The sequence below is a fragment of the Massilia sp. UBA6681 genome (assembly GCF_002454935.1).
Taxonomy (GTDB): Bacteria; Pseudomonadota; Gammaproteobacteria; order Burkholderiales; family Burkholderiaceae_D; genus Telluria; species Telluria varians.
Map to the genome: position 1 here is coordinate 1 of NZ_DKJX01000072.1, position 15573 is coordinate 15573.

Genomic DNA, 15573 nt, shown 5'->3' on the forward strand with positions numbered 1-15573 from the left:
CGGGGAGTGGCACGCGCCGCGCCGCGGGGCGTTCTCGGGGGGGGGCTTTGCCCCCCCGGCGGGGGGCGCCGGGGCCCCGCAGCCCAGGGCACAGGTGGACGCCTGCGTCGTGCTGGGGGCCAAGAATGCGATGTTGCGCGATCAGCTGGGCCAGCTCGAGGACAAGGTGAAGCTGCTGCAGGTGGCGGCGGGCGCCGCGCCGGCTTCAAGCCTGCAAACGCCGGTGGCGCCGCAGCAGCAGGTGCACCGGCTGAAGAAGAAAAAGCCGGAGCCGCCGGCGGAAGAGGGCTCGCCCTGGCTGCTGGCGGCGCTTGGTGCCGCCGTGCTGGCGCTGCTGGCGGGGCTGGTGTTCGCCCTGCGCGCCAGGCGGACGGCAAGGCGCGCGGAAGGGCCCCGCGTCGGTCTGGGCGCGCGCGTCAAGGCGCGGCTGGGACGCAAGCCCCTGCCTGCCTCGGCGCGCGAGCCGACCCTGGACGAGGCCGCGCACAACTCGTCTACACAAGATTGAAATTCTTGCTATACTCACTCCGTGGTCGCGAGATCACGAACGGCACAGAGGCCTGGCGCAGCCACCACCGATAGCGTGGCGCGGAAAGCAGGCAGACGTTGAAGAAACGCCTGTGTCCGGAAGCGGTTCGCGTGTCAACTGAGGCAGCGAACGCCGGATGCAACCGGCAAGAGGCGACGCCAGGAGATACCTGGTGATCGCTCTCCCCGATTCCGTGGCCGAGCCTTCTGCTCGGGCACATCTCAAAGCGCCTGCGGGCGCTTTTGTCTTTTCAGGACGTCCATTCGCAGTTCATGCGTTTTGCATGGTGGGCCCTTGGGCTACAATCCCACCTGCGGCACAGACCCTGGCGGACTATGAAGAACTGGATCAATCGTTTATTGAGCGGCGCGGAACCCCAGGCGGCCGCGCCCGAGGAGCCGGGCGGCGGCACGGACCATGCCGCGACCGACGCCCTGTATTACCTCTGGCTGGCTGGCCCGGCAAGGTTCGACGCGCCGCCCGAGGCCGAGCGCCTGATCCTGGAGCAGGTGCGCACGCTGGCGCAGAACCCGGCCATCGCGGCCGAGCTGGTGCCGCGGGTCCCGGAACTGATCCCCAAGCTGCTGCGCAGCCTGCGCGACGAGAGCGTCAGCACGGGCGAGCTGGCCGGCCAGGTGGCCGAAGACGTGGTGCTGGTGGCCGAAGTGCTGCGCGAGGCCAACAGCGCCTATTATCGTCCGGTCACCCCGATCAAGACCCTGGACGCCGCCATCATGCTGCTCGGGCAGAACGGCTTGCGCATGCTGCTGGCGCGGGTCGCCTTCCGGCCCCTCATCAGGCTGCACGAGGCGGGCTTTGCCCGCCGTGCGGCGCCGCTGGTATGGAACCATTCCGAAAGATGCGCGGTGGCGGCGAGCCTGATGGCTTCGGCGGTGGCGGCCGACATCTTCGAATCCTGCCTGGCGGGGCTGATGCAGGACGTCGGGCTGATCGTCGCCTTCCGCCTTGGCGACCGCATCTGCCAGAACGGCAAGGTGCCGGCCTCCGAAGCGTTCGGGGTGGAACTGCTGGCGCGCAGCCGGCAGCTGTCGGCGGTCATCGCCAGGCATTGGGATTTCCCGGATACGGTGGCCGAGGCAATCGCCCGGGCCGGCGAACCGGATGGCCCGAACCTGGCGCAGGCGCTGGCGCAGGGGGATCACATCGCCAAGCTGCGGCTCTTGATCGATGCCGGGAAGCTGGCCGAGGACGATGCGCTCGTCACGGAGGGGCTCAACAGTTACCAGCGCCGCTGCCTGGGCAAGCTGAGCAAGCTGGAATCGTAGCCAAAAAACAAAAGGCACCCGCAGGTGCCTTCGATCGTCAATTCGTGCTGTTCAGTGCGCGCACATCGCGCGGTCCAGCTGCCCCATCCAGGGTTCGGTCACGTCGCGAATCGCGCGGTCATTGGCCATCAGCTGCTTGAGCAGGTCGATCTTGCGCTGGCGCTTGGCGCCTTCCAGTGCCGGCACGCCGCCGATCGCGGCCCCAGCGGCCACCGCCGCCTGCACGTTCAGCTTGTCGAAACCGGTCCAGTCGCCAGCCTCGGCGGCGCCCTTCATCTGGCTGCTGAGGCCAGCGAGGTTTTCGTACATCGAGAGGACGTCGTTCGAGGTCATGTTGGCACCAAGGCAATGAACGCCGGCCGGATTGCCGGGTATCTAAGGCATTTACGGATGGGCTTTCGGGAACTTTAGGGTAATTCGAGAAAAATTTCGGATTTTTTTCGAATGCCTCCGCCATTCCCCGGTTTCAGCAGTCTGGCCCCGTTTTTTGCAGTCTGTCGCAATCCGGGCGCAGGCGGCGCCGGGCTTTCCTACAGTGCGTGCTGGGTTCTTGCGCCGTCGCGCGCAGGAACCGTCACATAAAAACAGATTCGAGAGAGAGACTTATGAGAGACATGCCAGTCGCCCGGGCTCGCAAAGCCACGGCCGCGCTTGCGTTGGCCCTGGGCGCCGCCACGGCGCAGGCCGAGGCGCCGTTTTCTTTCGCGGCAACGCCGGGCAAGCTGCCGAAGGACGTGGTGCCGCTGCAGTACGACGCCCACATCGTGCCGGACGTCGCCGCCAACAGCTTCCGCGGCACCCAGACGGTCGAGATCGACGTCCTGAAGCCGACCTCGACCATCATGCTGAACGCCGAGAACATGCAGATCGATTCGGCCAGCCTGACGGGCAAGCACATCGGCAGCTTGAAACTCGACCCCATCCTCGACAAGAAGCAGCAGACCCTGCGCTTCGCGCTGTCCCAGCCGCTGGCGCCCGGCAGGTACGCGCTGGCGCTGGCCTTCCGCGGCCAGATCAACCGCGAAGGGCGCGGCCTGTTCTACGTGAACTACAAGGCGGGCGGCCAGGACAAGAAGCTGATCGCCACCACCATGGCGCCGACCGACGCCCGGCGCATGCTCCCGACCTGGGACGAACCGGCCTTCCGCGCGCGCTTCAAGCTCACCGTCGACGTGCCGGGCAATTTCAAGGCCTACTCCACCACCCCGATCGACAAGCGCGAAGACCTCGCCGGCGGGATGCAGCGCATCAGCTTCGGCAACACCCCGAAGATGCCGAGCTACCTGGTGGTGCTGGTGGCCGGCGAGCTCGAGCGCTTATCAAGCAAGCAGGATGGCGTCGACATCGGCATCGTGACGACCGAAGGCAAGCTCGGCTCGGCCACCTTTGCCCTGGGGGCCACACGCGACCTGCTGCGCTACTTCAACAACTACTTCGGCATCCCGTACCCGCTGCCCAAGCTGGACCAGATCGCGATTCCGGGCGGTTTCAACGGCGCCATGGAAAACTGGGGCGCGGTCGTCTACAACGAGCCGACCCTGCTGTACGACCCGAAGAGAAGCCCGGAGAAGGTCAAGAAGTTCACCTTCAACATCAACGCCCACGAGCTGGCGCACCAGTGGTTCGGCAACCTGGTGACCATGGCCTGGTGGGACAATCTGTGGCTCAACGAAGGCTTCGCCTCGTGGATGGCGACCAAGGCGACGCACCACTTCCACCCCGAATGGCGTCCCTACCTGGAAGGCATGGCCGAGCGCGAATACGTGATGAACCTGGACGCGCGCAAGACCACCCACCCGATCCAGACCCCGATCGAGACCGAGGAGCAGGCCGCGGCGGCTTTTGATGCCATCACCTACCTGAAGGGCGAGGCTTTCCTGCGCATGCTGGAAGCCTACCTGGGCGAATCGGCCTTCCGCAAGGGCATGCGCGCCTACATGGCGAAGCACCAGTATTCGAATACGACATCGAGCGACCTGTGGGCCGCGCTGGAAAAGGCTTCCGGCAAGCCGGTCGGGAAGCTGGCCTCGGACTGGACCCTCCAGCCGGGCTTCCCCTTGATCCGGGTCGAGCAGGCCTGCGAGGAGGGCAGGCGCAAGGTGACGCTGTCGCAGGAGCAGTACCGCCTCGACGAGCCGCCCCGTGAAAAACGCCTGTGGAACGTGCCCTTGCAGGTCGGCACCGTCAACGGCAAGGCCTGGACCACGCTGCTGTCCGGCCCCAGCACGACCATCAACCAGGGCAGCTGCGACGGCACCCTGGTGGTCGACCCGCACAGCGTCGGCTACTTCCGCGTGCAGTACGACGCGGCCAGCTTCCACGCCCTGGCCGAGCAGGCGCCGCGCCTGCCGGACAGCACGCGCCTGAAGCTGCTGTCGGACACCTGGAGCTTCGCCTCGAACGGCCGCATGGGCCTGGAGGCCTACCTCGACCTGGTGCGCAAGTACGGCGACGAGCCGCGCGTGGCGGTCTGGGACGCGATCCTGTCGAACCTGCGCACGCTCGACTCGCTGGCGCGCGGCGAGCCGGAACAGGCCCTGATCCGCCGCTTCCTGGTCGATTTCGCGCGCCCGAAGTTCGACAAGCTGGGCTGGGAAGAAAAGCCGGGGGAGACCGCCGAGGACGCCCAGCTGCGCGGCATGCTGGCCACCGCGCTGGCCCGCGCCGGCGACCGCCAGGCCATCGACGAGGGCAAGGCCAGGTTCGCGCGCTATGTGCAGGACCCGTCCTCGGTGCCGCCCTCGATGATCGACTTCGTCACCGGCACCGCCGGCCGCTATGCGGACAAGGCCACCTACGAGCTTCTTGCCGCGCGCGCCGCGAACGCCCCCACCAGCGAAGAGCGTAACCGTTTTGGCCGCGCCCTCACGGGCGCCCAGGACCCGCAGCTGGCCGCGCGTACCCTGCAGTCGCTCCTGTCGCCGCACACCCCGCCGGATCTGGTGCCTTATATTATTGGCGGGGTCGCCGGCGAGCACCTCGACCAGACCTGGAAGTTCGCCATCGCCAACCGCGACGCGCTGCTGGCCAATATGGAAGCGCTGGGCCGCAACAGCCTGTTCGCCAGCATCGTCGCTTCCTCCAGCAATCCGGTGCATGCGGAGATGATGGAAGCGTACATGCGCAAGAACTTCGGTCCGGACGGCGTTGTCGAAGCCGAACGCGTCGGCAACGGCGTGCGCATCCGCGCCGACCAGAAAGCGCGCCTGTTACCGCAGGTCCGCGCCGCCCTGCAATAAAGAGCAAACACCACTTTCACAAGAAGGGAAGCGAATGAAAACCAGCTGGACCTTGAACAAGACTGCCATCACCCTGGCGCTGTGCGGCGCATTTGCCATGGCTCCATCCTACGCCGCAGAGCAAAGCGCCGCCGCCGTGGCGCCCGCCACGCCGGCCGGCGCCGTCGTGCTGCCAGGTGACGATTTCTATGCCTACGCCAACGGCGAATGGATGGCCAGGACCGAGATCCCGGCCGACCGCGGTTCCTGGGGCTCGATGGCCGTACTGGCCGAAGACACCAATGCCCGCATCGTCAAGCTGATCGAGGACACGGCGGCCAGCAAGTCCGCCACTCCCGAGGCGCGCAAGGTGGCCGACTTCTACACCGCGTACATGAACGAGGCGGCGATCGAGTCGGCCGGCCTGGCCGCGCTCAAGCCGCGCCTGGATAGAATCGAGGCGATGGAGGACCGCGCCGCGCTCTCGCGCGTGCTGGGCGAATTCCTGCGTGCCGACGTCGACCCGCTGAACGCGACCAACTTCAACACCCCGAACCTGTTCGGCGTGTGGTTCAACCAGGGGCTGACCGACCCGTCGCGCAATGTGCCCTACCTGCTGCAGGGCGGCATCGGCCTGCCGGACCGCGCCTACTACCTCGACAACAGCCCGAAGATGGCCGAGCTGCGCACCAAGTACCAGCAGTACATCGCTGCCATGCTGAAACTGGCCGGCTACGACCGGGCCGACGAGCGTGCGGCGAACATCTTCGCGCTGGAGTCAAGACTGGCCGAGAGCCACGCTTCGCGCGAAGAGTCGGCCGACATCCAGAAGGCCAACAATACCTGGACCATGAAGGACTTCGCCGCCAAGGCGCCGGGCATGGACTGGAACGCCTTCATGAAGGGCGCGCGCCTGGCTGGCCAGGACCGCTTCATCGCCTACCACCCGGGGGCGCTCAAGGGCGCCGCCGAGCAGGTGGCCGCCACCGACCTGGGCACCTGGAAGGACTACCTGGCCTTCCACAGCCTGAACCAGTTCGCCAGCACGCTGCCGAAAGCCTATTCCGACCTGCGCTTCGAGTTCTACGGCAAGGGCCTGACCGGCTCGCCGCAGCAGTCGCCGCGCTGGAAGCGCGCCCTGGCCGCCACCAATGGCGCGATGGACGAAGCCGTCGGCAAGATGTACGTCGCCAAGTACTTCCCGGCCGAGGACAAGGCGCGCATCCTGAAGATGGTCGCCGACATCAAGACCGCCTTCGAGCGCCGCATCGACAAGCTCGACTGGATGGCGCCCTCGACCCGCACCCAGGCCAAGGAAAAGGTGCGCACCATGTACGTGGGCGTGGGCTATCCGGATGCGTGGAAGTCCTACGAGGGCCTGAAGGTCTCGCCGAACGACGCGCTGGGCAACGTGCTGCGCGCGCAGGAATTCCACTACACCCAGCAGCTCGCCAAGCTCAAGCAGAAGCCCAGGAAGACCGAGTGGGCGATGCCGCCGCAGCTGGTCAATGCCGTGAACCTGCCGCTGCAGAACGCGCTGAACTTCCCGGCCGCGATCCTGCAGCCGCCGTTCTATGATTCGAAGGCATCGGATGCGCACAACTACGGCGCGATCGGCTCGGTGATCGGCCACGAGATCAGCCACAGCTTCGACGACATGGGCGCCCAGTTCGACGCCCAAGGCCGCCTGCGCGACTGGTGGACGGAGGAAGACCTGGCCCATTTCAAGAAGGCCTCGCAGAAGCTGGTGGAGCAGTACAACGCCTATAAACCCTTCGATGACCTGGCCATCAACGGCCAGCTGACGCTGAGCGAGAACCTGTCCGACCTGGCCGGCCTGGCCGCGGCCTACGACGCCTTCAAGGCCTCGCCGAGCGGCAAGGCGGCCGGGACGGAGGCGGACCGCGCGTTCTTCACCGGTTTCGCCCAGAGCTGGCGCACCAAGATGCGCGAAGCCTCACTGCGCCGCAACGTGCTGACCGACGGCCACTCGCCGGGCCAGTACCGCACCTACACCGTACGCAACCTGGATGCCTGGTACAAGGCCTTCGACGTGCAGCCGGGACAGAAGCTGTACCTGGCGCCGGAGCAGCGCGTGCGCGTCTGGTAATGGCGTGAGCGGCGCGAACGGACGGATTCTGTTCGCTCGCGCCGCGCTCTGGCGGATAATGCTGTCATGAACGCAGACGACATCTCCCGCCGCACCCTGGCCCACTACGACCAGACCGCCGACGCCTTCTTCGCCGGCACCATCGACCACGACGTCATCCAGAACATCGATGCCTTGCTGGGCGCGATCGAGGCCCCGGCGCCCTGGACGATCCTCGACCTCGGCTGCGGCCCGGGCCGCGACCTCAAGACCTTCACCAGCCTGGGCCACAAGGCCATCGGCCTGGACGGCAGCGCCCGTTTCGCCGAGATGGCGCGCAGCTTCAGCGGCTGCGAAGTCTGGCACCAGGATTTCCTGCACCTCGACCTGCCGCCGGCCATGTTCGACGGCATCTTTGCCAATGCCTCGCTGTTCCACGTCCCCAGCGCCGAACTGCCCGGCGTGCTGGCGCAGCTCTACGGCGCCTTGAAACCGGGCGGCGTCCTGTTCAGCTCGAATCCGCGCGGCGACAACCGTGAAGGCTGGAACGGCCCGCGCTACGGCAGCTACCACGACTACGAGACTTGGGAGCACTACTTGACCGCGGCGGGTTTTACGCCACTGCATCATTACTACCGCCCAGCCGGCTTGCCGCGCGAGGAGCAGCCCTGGCTGGCCAGCGTCTGGCGAAAGCCAGTGTGTTAACTGGCGAACAGAACGCCCCGCTCATCGCGCCTATGGTGGGACCTCGCTTCACAACCGAAGAGGGTGACTGACATGAACGACGATCAAATCAAAGGCAAGGCCAAGGACATCGGCGGCAAGATCCAGGAGAAGGTCGGCGAAGCCGTCGGCAACCGCCAGGCCCAGCGCGAAGGCGTGTCCAACCAGGCCGAAGGCAAGGTGCAGGAAAAGGTGGGCGACGTGAAAGACATCGTCAAGGGCAACCGCTGAGCCTTGCCGCCACCATGAAAAAGCCGCGCACTGCGCGGCTTTTTCTTGTCCGTCCCACAGACGGGGTCAGGTCTGACATTTAGACACGGGCTGAGCAATACAACAGCCTAATGCTTGAGTTCGTGTCCGAATGTCAGACCTGACCCCCGTGGGGTTTGACCCCCGTGGGGTTCTGTGCGCTAACTTCGTTTCTGGGCCGGCCGGTCGCCCAGCACGTCCTCGATGTAGAGCATCTTGACCAGTACCGCCAGCCCGGCCGCCAGCGGGGTTGCCAGCGCCACCCCGGCAAAGCCGAACAGGGTGCCGAAGACCAATTGCATGACGACGACCAGGGCCGGCGGCAGGTCCACCGCCCGGGCTTCGATGAGCGGCTGCAGCACATAGCCTTCGACCAGCTGGATGCCGGTAAACAGCAGCACCGTGTACAGCGCCAGCTCCGGGCTGATCGACAGCGCCAGCAGCACCGCTGGTATGCCGGCCATGATCGGGCCCAGGTAGGGGATGAAGTCGAGCAGGCCGGCAATGATGCCGAGGATCAGCGCCAGCGGCACGCCCAGCATGGACAGGCCGATCGAGGTGGCGATGCCGACGATTAGCATCGAGGCGGCCTTGCCCAGCAGCCAGCTCGCCAGCGTCTGCCCGAGTTCCTGCTGCACTTCCCGGGCGCGCGGCCGTTTGCTTTGCGGCACGAGACGGATGGCGCCATTGGTGTACAGCTGCGGCGACGCGGCGAAATAGATGCCGACGAAGATGATGATGATCACGTTGCCGATGGCGCCCAGCACGCCGCCGAAGAACAGCCCGGCGTTCGGCACCATGTTGCCCATTTGCTTGACGATTTGTTCCGGCGGCGGCAGTTCGCTGGCGACACGCTTGAGCAGCGGTTGCTGCTGCACCGCGGCTTGCAGCCGCTCGACGGCGGCCGGGATTTCCTTGGCCAGCTTGCTCGACTGCTCGGAAATCTGCGGCGCCATGGCCCAGCTGCCGAGGCCGATGATGGCCGCCAGCGCCAGCACCACGATGGTCAGGGCCCACTTGCGCTTCATGTGCAAGCGGCGCGCCATGATCTCGCTCAGCTTGTAGAGCAGGATGGCGCACAGGATGCAGGCGAAGACCAGCAGCAGGGCATCGGCGGCCAGCACGATGGCGGCTGCGAGCGCGATGAACAGGATGGCCAGGCCGTTGATGATCGTCACCCGCTTGGCGAGGCGGCGCTGGGTTTGCGGCGGATCGGAAGCATGTTCGTGGTGTTGTTCGGTCATGGCATCAGCCTTTCGAGCGGGATGGTCGTGTTGACAAAAGATTAGCATTCCCAGTGTCTTGACGTCGCGCAAATGCTGACATTTGTGTAATGTGCGGACGCGAACAGAAGCGCTGTCGACGCTGCCGTATTCTGTACCCATGCATGGCCATCCGGACATGTTTTCTTAAAGGAGAAGACCATGATTAACGAAAACCAAGTCAAGGGCAAACTGAAAGAAATCGGCGGCAAGATCCAAGAGGAATTTGGTGATGCGATCGACAGCCCGACCCAGGAAGCCAAGGGCAAGGCGACCAAAGTTGAAGGCAAGGTCCAGAAGGCTGCTGGCGATACCCAGGAGCATGTGGAAGAGAAGCTGGACGACGCGGCACGCCGCCACTAATCTGTTTCACGCTTCGCAAACAGCCGCCCGCGTGCGGCTGTTGTTGTTTTCGGAGCGCTGAAATGAAACAGCCGCCCTCGGGCGGCTGATTTACTTGGCGAAAATCGGCTTACTTAGCCGCCGTTCCACCCAGGTTCTTCTTGAAGAAGGCCTCGATCATCCCATACACGTGACGCTGGTTGACCTTGCCCGAAATGCCGTGCTTGGCGCCCGGATAGGTCATCAGATCGAACTGCACGTTACGCTTCACCAGCTCGTCGATCAGGCGCGTGGTGTTGGTGAACAGCACGTTATCGTCAGCCATGCCGTGGATCAGGAGCAGGGGCGACTTCATGCCGTCCAGGTGGGCGAACACACCGCTGCGCTCGTAGGCCTTCGGATCCGATTTCGGGGTGCCGCCCACATAACGCTCGGTGTAGTGGGTGTCGTACAGCGCCCAGTCGGTCACCGGGGCCACCGACACGCCCATCGCGATCTTGTCCGATGCCGCCGACAGCAGGCGCAGCGTCATGAAGCCGCCGTAGCTCCAGCCGAACACGCCAATGCGCTTCGGATCGACAAAGCTCTGCTGGGCCAGCCAATCGATGCCGGTCACCTGGTCTTCCACTTCGACCGAGCCGAGATTGCCATAGAGGGCGTCGGTGAAGACGCGCTCGCGGCGGCCCGAGCCGCGGTTATCCAGGCGGAACACCACGAAGCCCTGCTGCGCCATGTACTGGTCAAAATAATTGCCCCAGGCGCGGGTCACGCGCTGCGAGTGCGGGCCGCCGTAGGTGAACAGGAACACCGGGTAGCGCTTGCTCGCATCAAAATTGGCCGGCTTGATGATCGAATAGTGCAGGGTCTGGCCATCCTTGGCCTTCATCGTGCCGTATTCGGTCGGCAGGTGGTCCGGCATGTACTTGGCGTACGGGTGGTTCGCGTTCAGCTCGTTCTTTTCCAGCCATTCCACCATCGTGCCGTCGGCGCGGCGGATCGACACCTGCGGCGGCGTGGTCGGGTTCGAGTAGGTATCCACAAAAATCTTGCCGTTGCCTGCGAACGCCGCCTCGTGCCAGCCGTCGCCGGCCGTGATGCGCACCGGGTTGGCGGCATTGCCGCCGTCCAGCTTGAGCGCGTAGGTCTGCTTGTCGATCATCGCGTCCTTGCTCGACGAGATGTAGACGCGGCCGCCGTCCTCGTCGACCGCCAGGATGCTGTCCACGCCCCATTCGCCTTTCGACAGCGGGACCTGCAACTTGCCGTCCAGGCCATACAGGTAGAGGTGCTTGCGGCCGCTGCGTTCCGAGGCCCAGATGAAGGCTTTCTTGTTCTTCAGGAAGCGCAGGTCGTTGTGGATCTCGACCCAGGTCTTCGAGGTTTCGGTCAGCAGCGGGCGCTGGGCCAGGGTGTCGACGTCGACGGCGACCAGGTCGAGGCGCTTCTGGTCGCGCGTCTGGCGCTGGTAGACCAGGGTCTTGGCGTCGGCGCTGAAGTCGGCGCGCACCAGGTAAATGTCTTTCTCGGCGCCCAGGTCCACCTTGCGCTGCTGGCCGGTGGCCGGGTTCACGATCATCAGCTCGATCAGCACGTTCGGGTCGCCCGCAGCAGGGTAGTGCTGGTCGATCACTTCGGTGCGGTCGGCGAAGATCTCGAAGCGGCGCGCCACCGGCACCGGCGCTTCGTCATAGCGGCGGTAGGCGATCGCGGAATCGTCCGGCGCCCAGTAGTAGCCGGTATGCTGGTCCATCTCTTCCTGCGCGACGAATTCGGCTTCGCCGTTATGGATCGTGCCCTTGCCGTCGACCGTCAGCTGGCGCTCGGCGCCGGTCTGCAGGTCGATCACGACCAGGTTCTGGTTGCGCACGAAGGAAACGTAGCGGCCCTTCGGCGAGATCTTCGGATCGGTGACGTTGCCCGAGGCGACCTTGCGCGGCGCGTCAGGCTTGGCGGCGTCGATCAGGAACAGGTCGCCGCCGATCGGCACCAAGAGCTGCTTGCCGTCCGGCGACCAGTAATAATTGATGATGCCCGACAGGCCCGCGGTACGGGCGCGCTCGCGGCGTGCCTTTTCCTCGAGCGAGAGTTCTTCGTTCGGCACCAGGCGCTTGGAATCGACCAGGCGCTGGGTGCTCTTGGTCTTCATGTTGTATTCCCAGAGGTCCTGCTGGTACTGGTTGTCGGCACGGCCGCGCAGGAAGGTCACGCGTTCGCCGTCCGGCGAGACGCGCAGGGTCTTCACGCTGGCGCCGGCCAGGGCCGGATCGCCGTAGATGCGGTCCAGCGTCAGGCGTTCAGCCGAAGCGGGAGCGGCCGCGAGAGCGGCCATAAGGAGCAGGAGAGGGCGCATGTAAATGTCTCTGGTATAAGTTAATTTGCGACAACTGCGGAACGATACCAGAGTCGGCCCTCAAAAGCTGTAATTACGTCGGTTCGGCGTGCCGATGTGCCACCGGCTGTTTGGCGCCGTCGCGGATGCGCTGGCGCGCCAGCTTTTCGAACGACCACGTGAGCAGCACGGCCGCCACCGTCAGCGCCACCACCAGGCCGATCCAGAAACCGGTGGTCGACATCGGTGCGGCCGGCGTCCACGGGAACCAGCCCGGCGCGAGGCCCAGGATGCAGCCGAGCGGCAGCGATACCCCCCAGAAGGCCAGCAGCTGGATGATCATCGGCGGACGCGTCACCTGGTAGCCGCGGATCGCCGAGGCGGTGGCGACCTGGGTCGCATCGGACAGCTGGAACAGGGCCGCGAACAGCAGCAGGTGGGCGCAGGCGGCCTGCACCGCCGGATCGGAGGTGTACGCGGCCGCGATCTCCCAGCGGAAGATGGCGATGCCCAGCGCAGACAGGGCGCCGAAGCTCACCGACATGCCGACGCCGACCCAGCCCACGAAGCGCGCACGCTCCGGATTGCCTTCGCCCATGGCCTGGCCGACGCGGGTCATCATGCCGATCGCGAAGCTCAGCGGCACCATGAACACCAACGAGGAGAAATTGAGTGCGACCTGGTGCGAGGACACCGCCACCACGCCGAAGCGCGCCACCAGCAGGCTGATCAAACCAAAGGCGCTGACCTCGGCGAAATAGGTAATGCCGATCGGCAGGCCGAGGCGCAGCATCGGGCCGATGGCTTTCCAATCCGGCCCTTCCCAGCCGGTGAACGGGTAAGTCTGGCGGTAAGGCGGCGCGTGCTTGACCCACACGATCATGGCGCCCAGCATCAGCCACATGCCGAGCGCGGTCGCCACCGCGCAGCCCACCGCGCCGAGCTGGGGGAAGCCCCAGTTGCCGTAGATGAGCAGCCAGTTCACGAATACGTTGAAGACGCAGCCCAGGATAGCGATCCACATGATCGGCTTGGTCTGGTTGATGCTCGTGCTGTAGCCGTACAGCGCGCGGAAGCAGCCGAAGGCCGGCATGCCGAGGCTGGCCACGTGCAGGTACATGGCGGCACGGCCGGCGACCTGCTCGTCGAGACCGACATGGCCGAAGAGCAGGGTGCACAGGTTGGCGAACAGGCAGCCGACCAGCCCGACCAGCAGGCCCTTCCACATCGCCTGGCGGACCGAATGCGGCACCTGGTCGTAGCGGGCCGCACCGATCTCGTGGGCGACAACGGTATTGATCGCCATCATGGTGCCCATCACGGTGACCAGCACGATCGACCACACCGAGGTGCCGAGCGACACGGCGGCCAGTTCCTCGGCGCTGACGTGACCGGTCATCGCCACGTCGGCGACACCCATGCCCACGGTGGCCAGCTGACCGACCAGCATCGGCCAGGACAGGCGCCACAAGGTGGAAATCTCGGTGCGTACGGGCGAAGCGGTGCTGGATGGGGAGGTGGTGCTGGTCATGTCGGTCTGGCGATACTGGAAAGCCCTCCATTTTACTGATTAAGCCGCCTACTGAACCACACGCTCCCCGCGCTCGTCATCCAATGCGTGCCGAATAGCTACTGCTCATCCGTTCTTGAGCCGTCGCAAGGTCTCGTGCGCAAAACTGCACGACCTTTAACGCTTGAGAGGAGAGGGCCATGGAAGAACTGTTGCCGTACTACGAGCGTGAACTGGTCTACCTGAACACGGTCGGCCGCGAGCTGGCGCACCAGTATCCGCGGCTGGCGAGCGAACTGGGCCTTGGCGCCGAAGGCCTCGAAGACCCGCACATTCGCCGCCTGATCCAGGCCTGTGCCCTGCTCAATGCGCGCACCGCCCGCAAGCTCGACGACGACTATCCCGAGTTCACCGAAGCCCTGCTGGGCAGCCTCTATCCCTATTTCCTGCAGGGGATTCCCTCCTGCTCGATCGCGCGCATCGGCAGCGGCGCCGGGCCGCAGGTTCCGGGCAAGGTCGAGCAGGTGCAATCGGTGCCGCGCGGGACCGAGATGAGTGCGCTGCACGCCAAGGGCACGGTCTGCCGCTTCCGCACCGCCAGTTCCCTGATGCTGGCGCCGGTCGGCGTGGCGCGGGCGCGCTACGAGCCCGTGGTGCATGCGCCGGCCCATGTGCGGCTGCCGGCGCGCGCCACCGGGCAGGTGGCGGTGACGATCGAGAGCGCCGCGCCGGCGCGCCTGCTGCGCCAGCTCGGCCTGCCGCGCCTGCGCCTCTACGTCGATGCCGATCCGCTGCTGGCAGCAAGCCTGATCGACACCCTGTTCATGCACGTCGGCGCCAGCTACCTGGAAATCGGCGACGGCGGACCGTGGCGCCAGCTCGAGCGCATGCCGCTGGCGCTGGGCGGCTTCGGCCACGACGATGCGCTGGTGCCGCTGCGCCCCAGCGAGCACGCCGCCTACCGGCTGCTGAGCGAGTACTTCGCCTTCCCCGACAAGTTCCACTTCATCGACATCGACCTGGGCAAGCTGGCGCCGATGCTGCCGGCGGCCGCGCACCGTTTCACCCTGCACCTGATCGTGGGCGGCCTGCACGGCGACAGCGGCGCCGCGCGCCTGCTCGGGACGCTGGAGGCGGCCCACCTGGTGCCAGGCTGCACGCCGGTGGTCAACCTGTTCCACCAGGCCGCGATGCCGGTGCGGATCACGCACCGCACGGCCATGTACGACGTGGTGCCGGGGCGCCATGAAGAAGACGTGGAGGTCTACAGCATCGACACCGTCAACGTGCTGCGCACGGCGGAGGGCAGGGTGCAGTCGATTGCCTACCGTCCCTACTACGGGCTGCGGCACGGCGAAGGCGGCGAGCTGCGCGAACGCTACTGGTTCGCCCGCCGCGACGACCGCGGCATGCACCGGCAGCGCATGAAGATCGGCTTCACCGATGCCGGCTTTACCCTGGCGGCCGACGAGCAGTGCGTGGCCTCGATCGACCTGACCTGCACCAACGGCGCGCACGCCGCCAGCACAGGCTTCGGGGCCCCGGACGGCGACCTGACCAGCGAAACCGCCACCGGCGGCGTGCCGATCCACCTGCTGCGCCGCCCGACGCTGCCGCACCGCTTTCCCTCCTCGGGCGGCGCGCATTGGCGCCTGGTGGCCCAGCTCGCGCTCAACCACCGCTCGCTCGGCGACCTCGATGCCTTCCGCGAGGTGCTGACCCTGTACGACGTGTCGCGCTCGGCGGCGACCCAGCGCCAGATCGCCGGCATCACGGCCATGGAGACCTTGCCGTCCACGGCCTGGATGCGCAACAAGAGCGGCGCCACGCTGGTCCACGGGCTGGAGGTGCGCATGACGGTGGACGAAGAGGCCTTCGCCGGCAGCAGCCTGTATGTGTTCGCGGAAGTGGTGAACCGCTTCTTCGGCCTGTACGTGCACATCAACAGTTTCACGCGGCTGGTGCTGCGCTCGGCGCAGACCGACAGGGAGCTCCTGCGATGTGAACCATGCAACGGTAACCTGACGCTGGTGTGA

At 66.0% G+C, this 15573-nt stretch carries 12 protein-coding genes; 8 read left to right on the forward strand and 4 right to left on the reverse strand.

All coding sequences use genetic code 11. From position 1 onward, the window contains the following. The first annotated feature begins 130 nt into the window (after window positions 1-130). A complete protein-coding gene (locus tag B2R83_RS11795; protein ID WP_292041385.1) occupies window positions 131-508 on the forward strand; it encodes a hypothetical protein in 378 nt (125 codons plus the stop codon). A 356-nt stretch (window positions 509-864) separates the two neighbouring features. Further along, the gene (locus B2R83_RS11800; RefSeq protein ID WP_292041388.1) at window positions 865-1815 is read left to right on the forward strand and encodes an HDOD domain-containing protein; all 951 of its coding nucleotides are present in this window, start codon (window positions 865-867) and stop codon (window positions 1813-1815) included. 51 nt (window positions 1816-1866) lie between these two features. On the opposite strand, the gene B2R83_RS11805 is transcribed toward B2R83_RS11800, so the two are convergent. Then, the gene (locus B2R83_RS11805; protein ID WP_036216062.1) at window positions 1867-2148 is read right to left on the reverse strand and encodes a flagellar protein FliT; all 282 of its coding nucleotides are present in this window, start codon (window positions 2146-2148) and stop codon (window positions 1867-1869) included. Between the two features lie 272 nt (window positions 2149-2420). Between B2R83_RS11805 and B2R83_RS11810 the strand changes: the two genes are divergently transcribed. The 4 genes from B2R83_RS11810 to B2R83_RS11825 all read left to right on the forward strand — a co-directional run bounded on the left by B2R83_RS11810 (window position 2421) and on the right by B2R83_RS11825 (window position 8076). Then, the gene (locus B2R83_RS11810; protein WP_292041390.1) at window positions 2421-5054 is read left to right on the forward strand and encodes a M1 family metallopeptidase; all 2634 of its coding nucleotides are present in this window, start codon (window positions 2421-2423) and stop codon (window positions 5052-5054) included. 34 nt (window positions 5055-5088) lie between these two features. Next, window positions 5089-7143, forward strand: a complete 2055-nt coding sequence (locus tag B2R83_RS11815; protein ID WP_292041393.1) for a M13 family metallopeptidase — start codon at window positions 5089-5091, stop codon at window positions 7141-7143. A gap of 66 nt (window positions 7144-7209) precedes the next feature. Further along, a complete protein-coding gene (locus tag B2R83_RS11820) occupies window positions 7210-7827 on the forward strand; it encodes a class I SAM-dependent DNA methyltransferase (protein WP_292041395.1) in 618 nt (205 codons plus the stop codon). 72 nt (window positions 7828-7899) lie between these two features. Then, window positions 7900-8076: a CsbD family protein gene (locus B2R83_RS11825; RefSeq protein WP_027864847.1), complete on the forward strand. Its 177-nt coding sequence runs from the start codon at window positions 7900-7902 to the stop codon at window positions 8074-8076. A gap of 179 nt (window positions 8077-8255) precedes the next feature. On the opposite strand, the gene B2R83_RS11830 is transcribed toward B2R83_RS11825, so the two are convergent. Continuing rightward, entirely contained in the window at window positions 8256-9338 is a 1083-nt protein-coding gene (locus B2R83_RS11830; protein WP_292041398.1) for an AI-2E family transporter, read from the reverse strand. Between the two features lie 180 nt (window positions 9339-9518). On the opposite strand from B2R83_RS11830, the gene B2R83_RS11835 reads away from it, so the two are divergent. Next, window positions 9519-9719, forward strand: coding sequence for a CsbD family protein (locus tag B2R83_RS11835; protein ID WP_307189251.1), 201 nt, complete (start codon window positions 9519-9521; stop codon window positions 9717-9719). 109 nt (window positions 9720-9828) lie between these two features. Here the strand turns inward: B2R83_RS11835 and B2R83_RS11840 are convergent, their stop codons facing one another. Next, window positions 9829-12048 (reverse strand): S9 family peptidase, encoded by a 2220-nt coding sequence (locus B2R83_RS11840; RefSeq protein ID WP_292041401.1) that lies wholly within the window; start codon window positions 12046-12048, stop codon window positions 9829-9831. Window positions 12049-12121: 73 nt separating this feature from the next. Further along, window positions 12122-13558 carry an MATE family efflux transporter gene (locus tag B2R83_RS11845; protein WP_292041403.1) on the reverse strand — a complete coding sequence of 479 codons (1437 nt, stop codon included), beginning with the start codon at window positions 13556-13558 and terminating at the stop codon, window positions 12122-12124. Window positions 13559-13737: 179 nt separating this feature from the next. Here B2R83_RS11845 and tssF point away from each other — a divergent pair, with 179 nt between their 5' ends. Beyond that, on the forward strand, window positions 13738-15573 hold the full coding sequence (tssF, locus tag B2R83_RS11850; RefSeq protein ID WP_292041405.1) for a type VI secretion system baseplate subunit TssF: 1836 nt from the start codon (window positions 13738-13740) through the stop codon (window positions 15571-15573).

Excerpts from the sequence above, each read along its gene's own strand:
- B2R83_RS11795 (WP_292041385.1), top strand. The coding sequence starts at position 131 with ATGTTGCGCGATCAGCTGGGCCAGCTCGAGGACAAGGTGAAGCTGCTG.
- B2R83_RS11800 (WP_292041388.1), top strand. The coding sequence starts at position 865 with ATGAAGAACTGGATCAATCGTTTATTGAGCGGCGCGGAACCCCAGGCG.
- B2R83_RS11805 (WP_036216062.1), bottom strand. The coding sequence starts at position 2,148 with ATGACCTCGAACGACGTCCTCTCGATGTACGAAAACCTCGCTGGCCTC.
- B2R83_RS11810 (WP_292041390.1), top strand. The coding sequence starts at position 2,421 with ATGAGAGACATGCCAGTCGCCCGGGCTCGCAAAGCCACGGCCGCGCTT.
- B2R83_RS11815 (WP_292041393.1), top strand. The coding sequence starts at position 5,089 with ATGAAAACCAGCTGGACCTTGAACAAGACTGCCATCACCCTGGCGCTG.
- B2R83_RS11820 (WP_292041395.1), top strand. The coding sequence starts at position 7,210 with ATGAACGCAGACGACATCTCCCGCCGCACCCTGGCCCACTACGACCAG.
- B2R83_RS11825 (WP_027864847.1), top strand. The coding sequence starts at position 7,900 with ATGAACGACGATCAAATCAAAGGCAAGGCCAAGGACATCGGCGGCAAG.
- B2R83_RS11830 (WP_292041398.1), bottom strand. The coding sequence starts at position 9,338 with ATGACCGAACAACACCACGAACATGCTTCCGATCCGCCGCAAACCCAG.
- B2R83_RS11835 (WP_307189251.1), top strand. The coding sequence starts at position 9,519 with ATGATTAACGAAAACCAAGTCAAGGGCAAACTGAAAGAAATCGGCGGC.
- B2R83_RS11840 (WP_292041401.1), bottom strand. The coding sequence starts at position 12,048 with ATGCGCCCTCTCCTGCTCCTTATGGCCGCTCTCGCGGCCGCTCCCGCT.
- B2R83_RS11845 (WP_292041403.1), bottom strand. The coding sequence starts at position 13,558 with ATGACCAGCACCACCTCCCCATCCAGCACCGCTTCGCCCGTACGCACC.
- tssF (WP_292041405.1), top strand. The coding sequence starts at position 13,738 with ATGGAAGAACTGTTGCCGTACTACGAGCGTGAACTGGTCTACCTGAAC.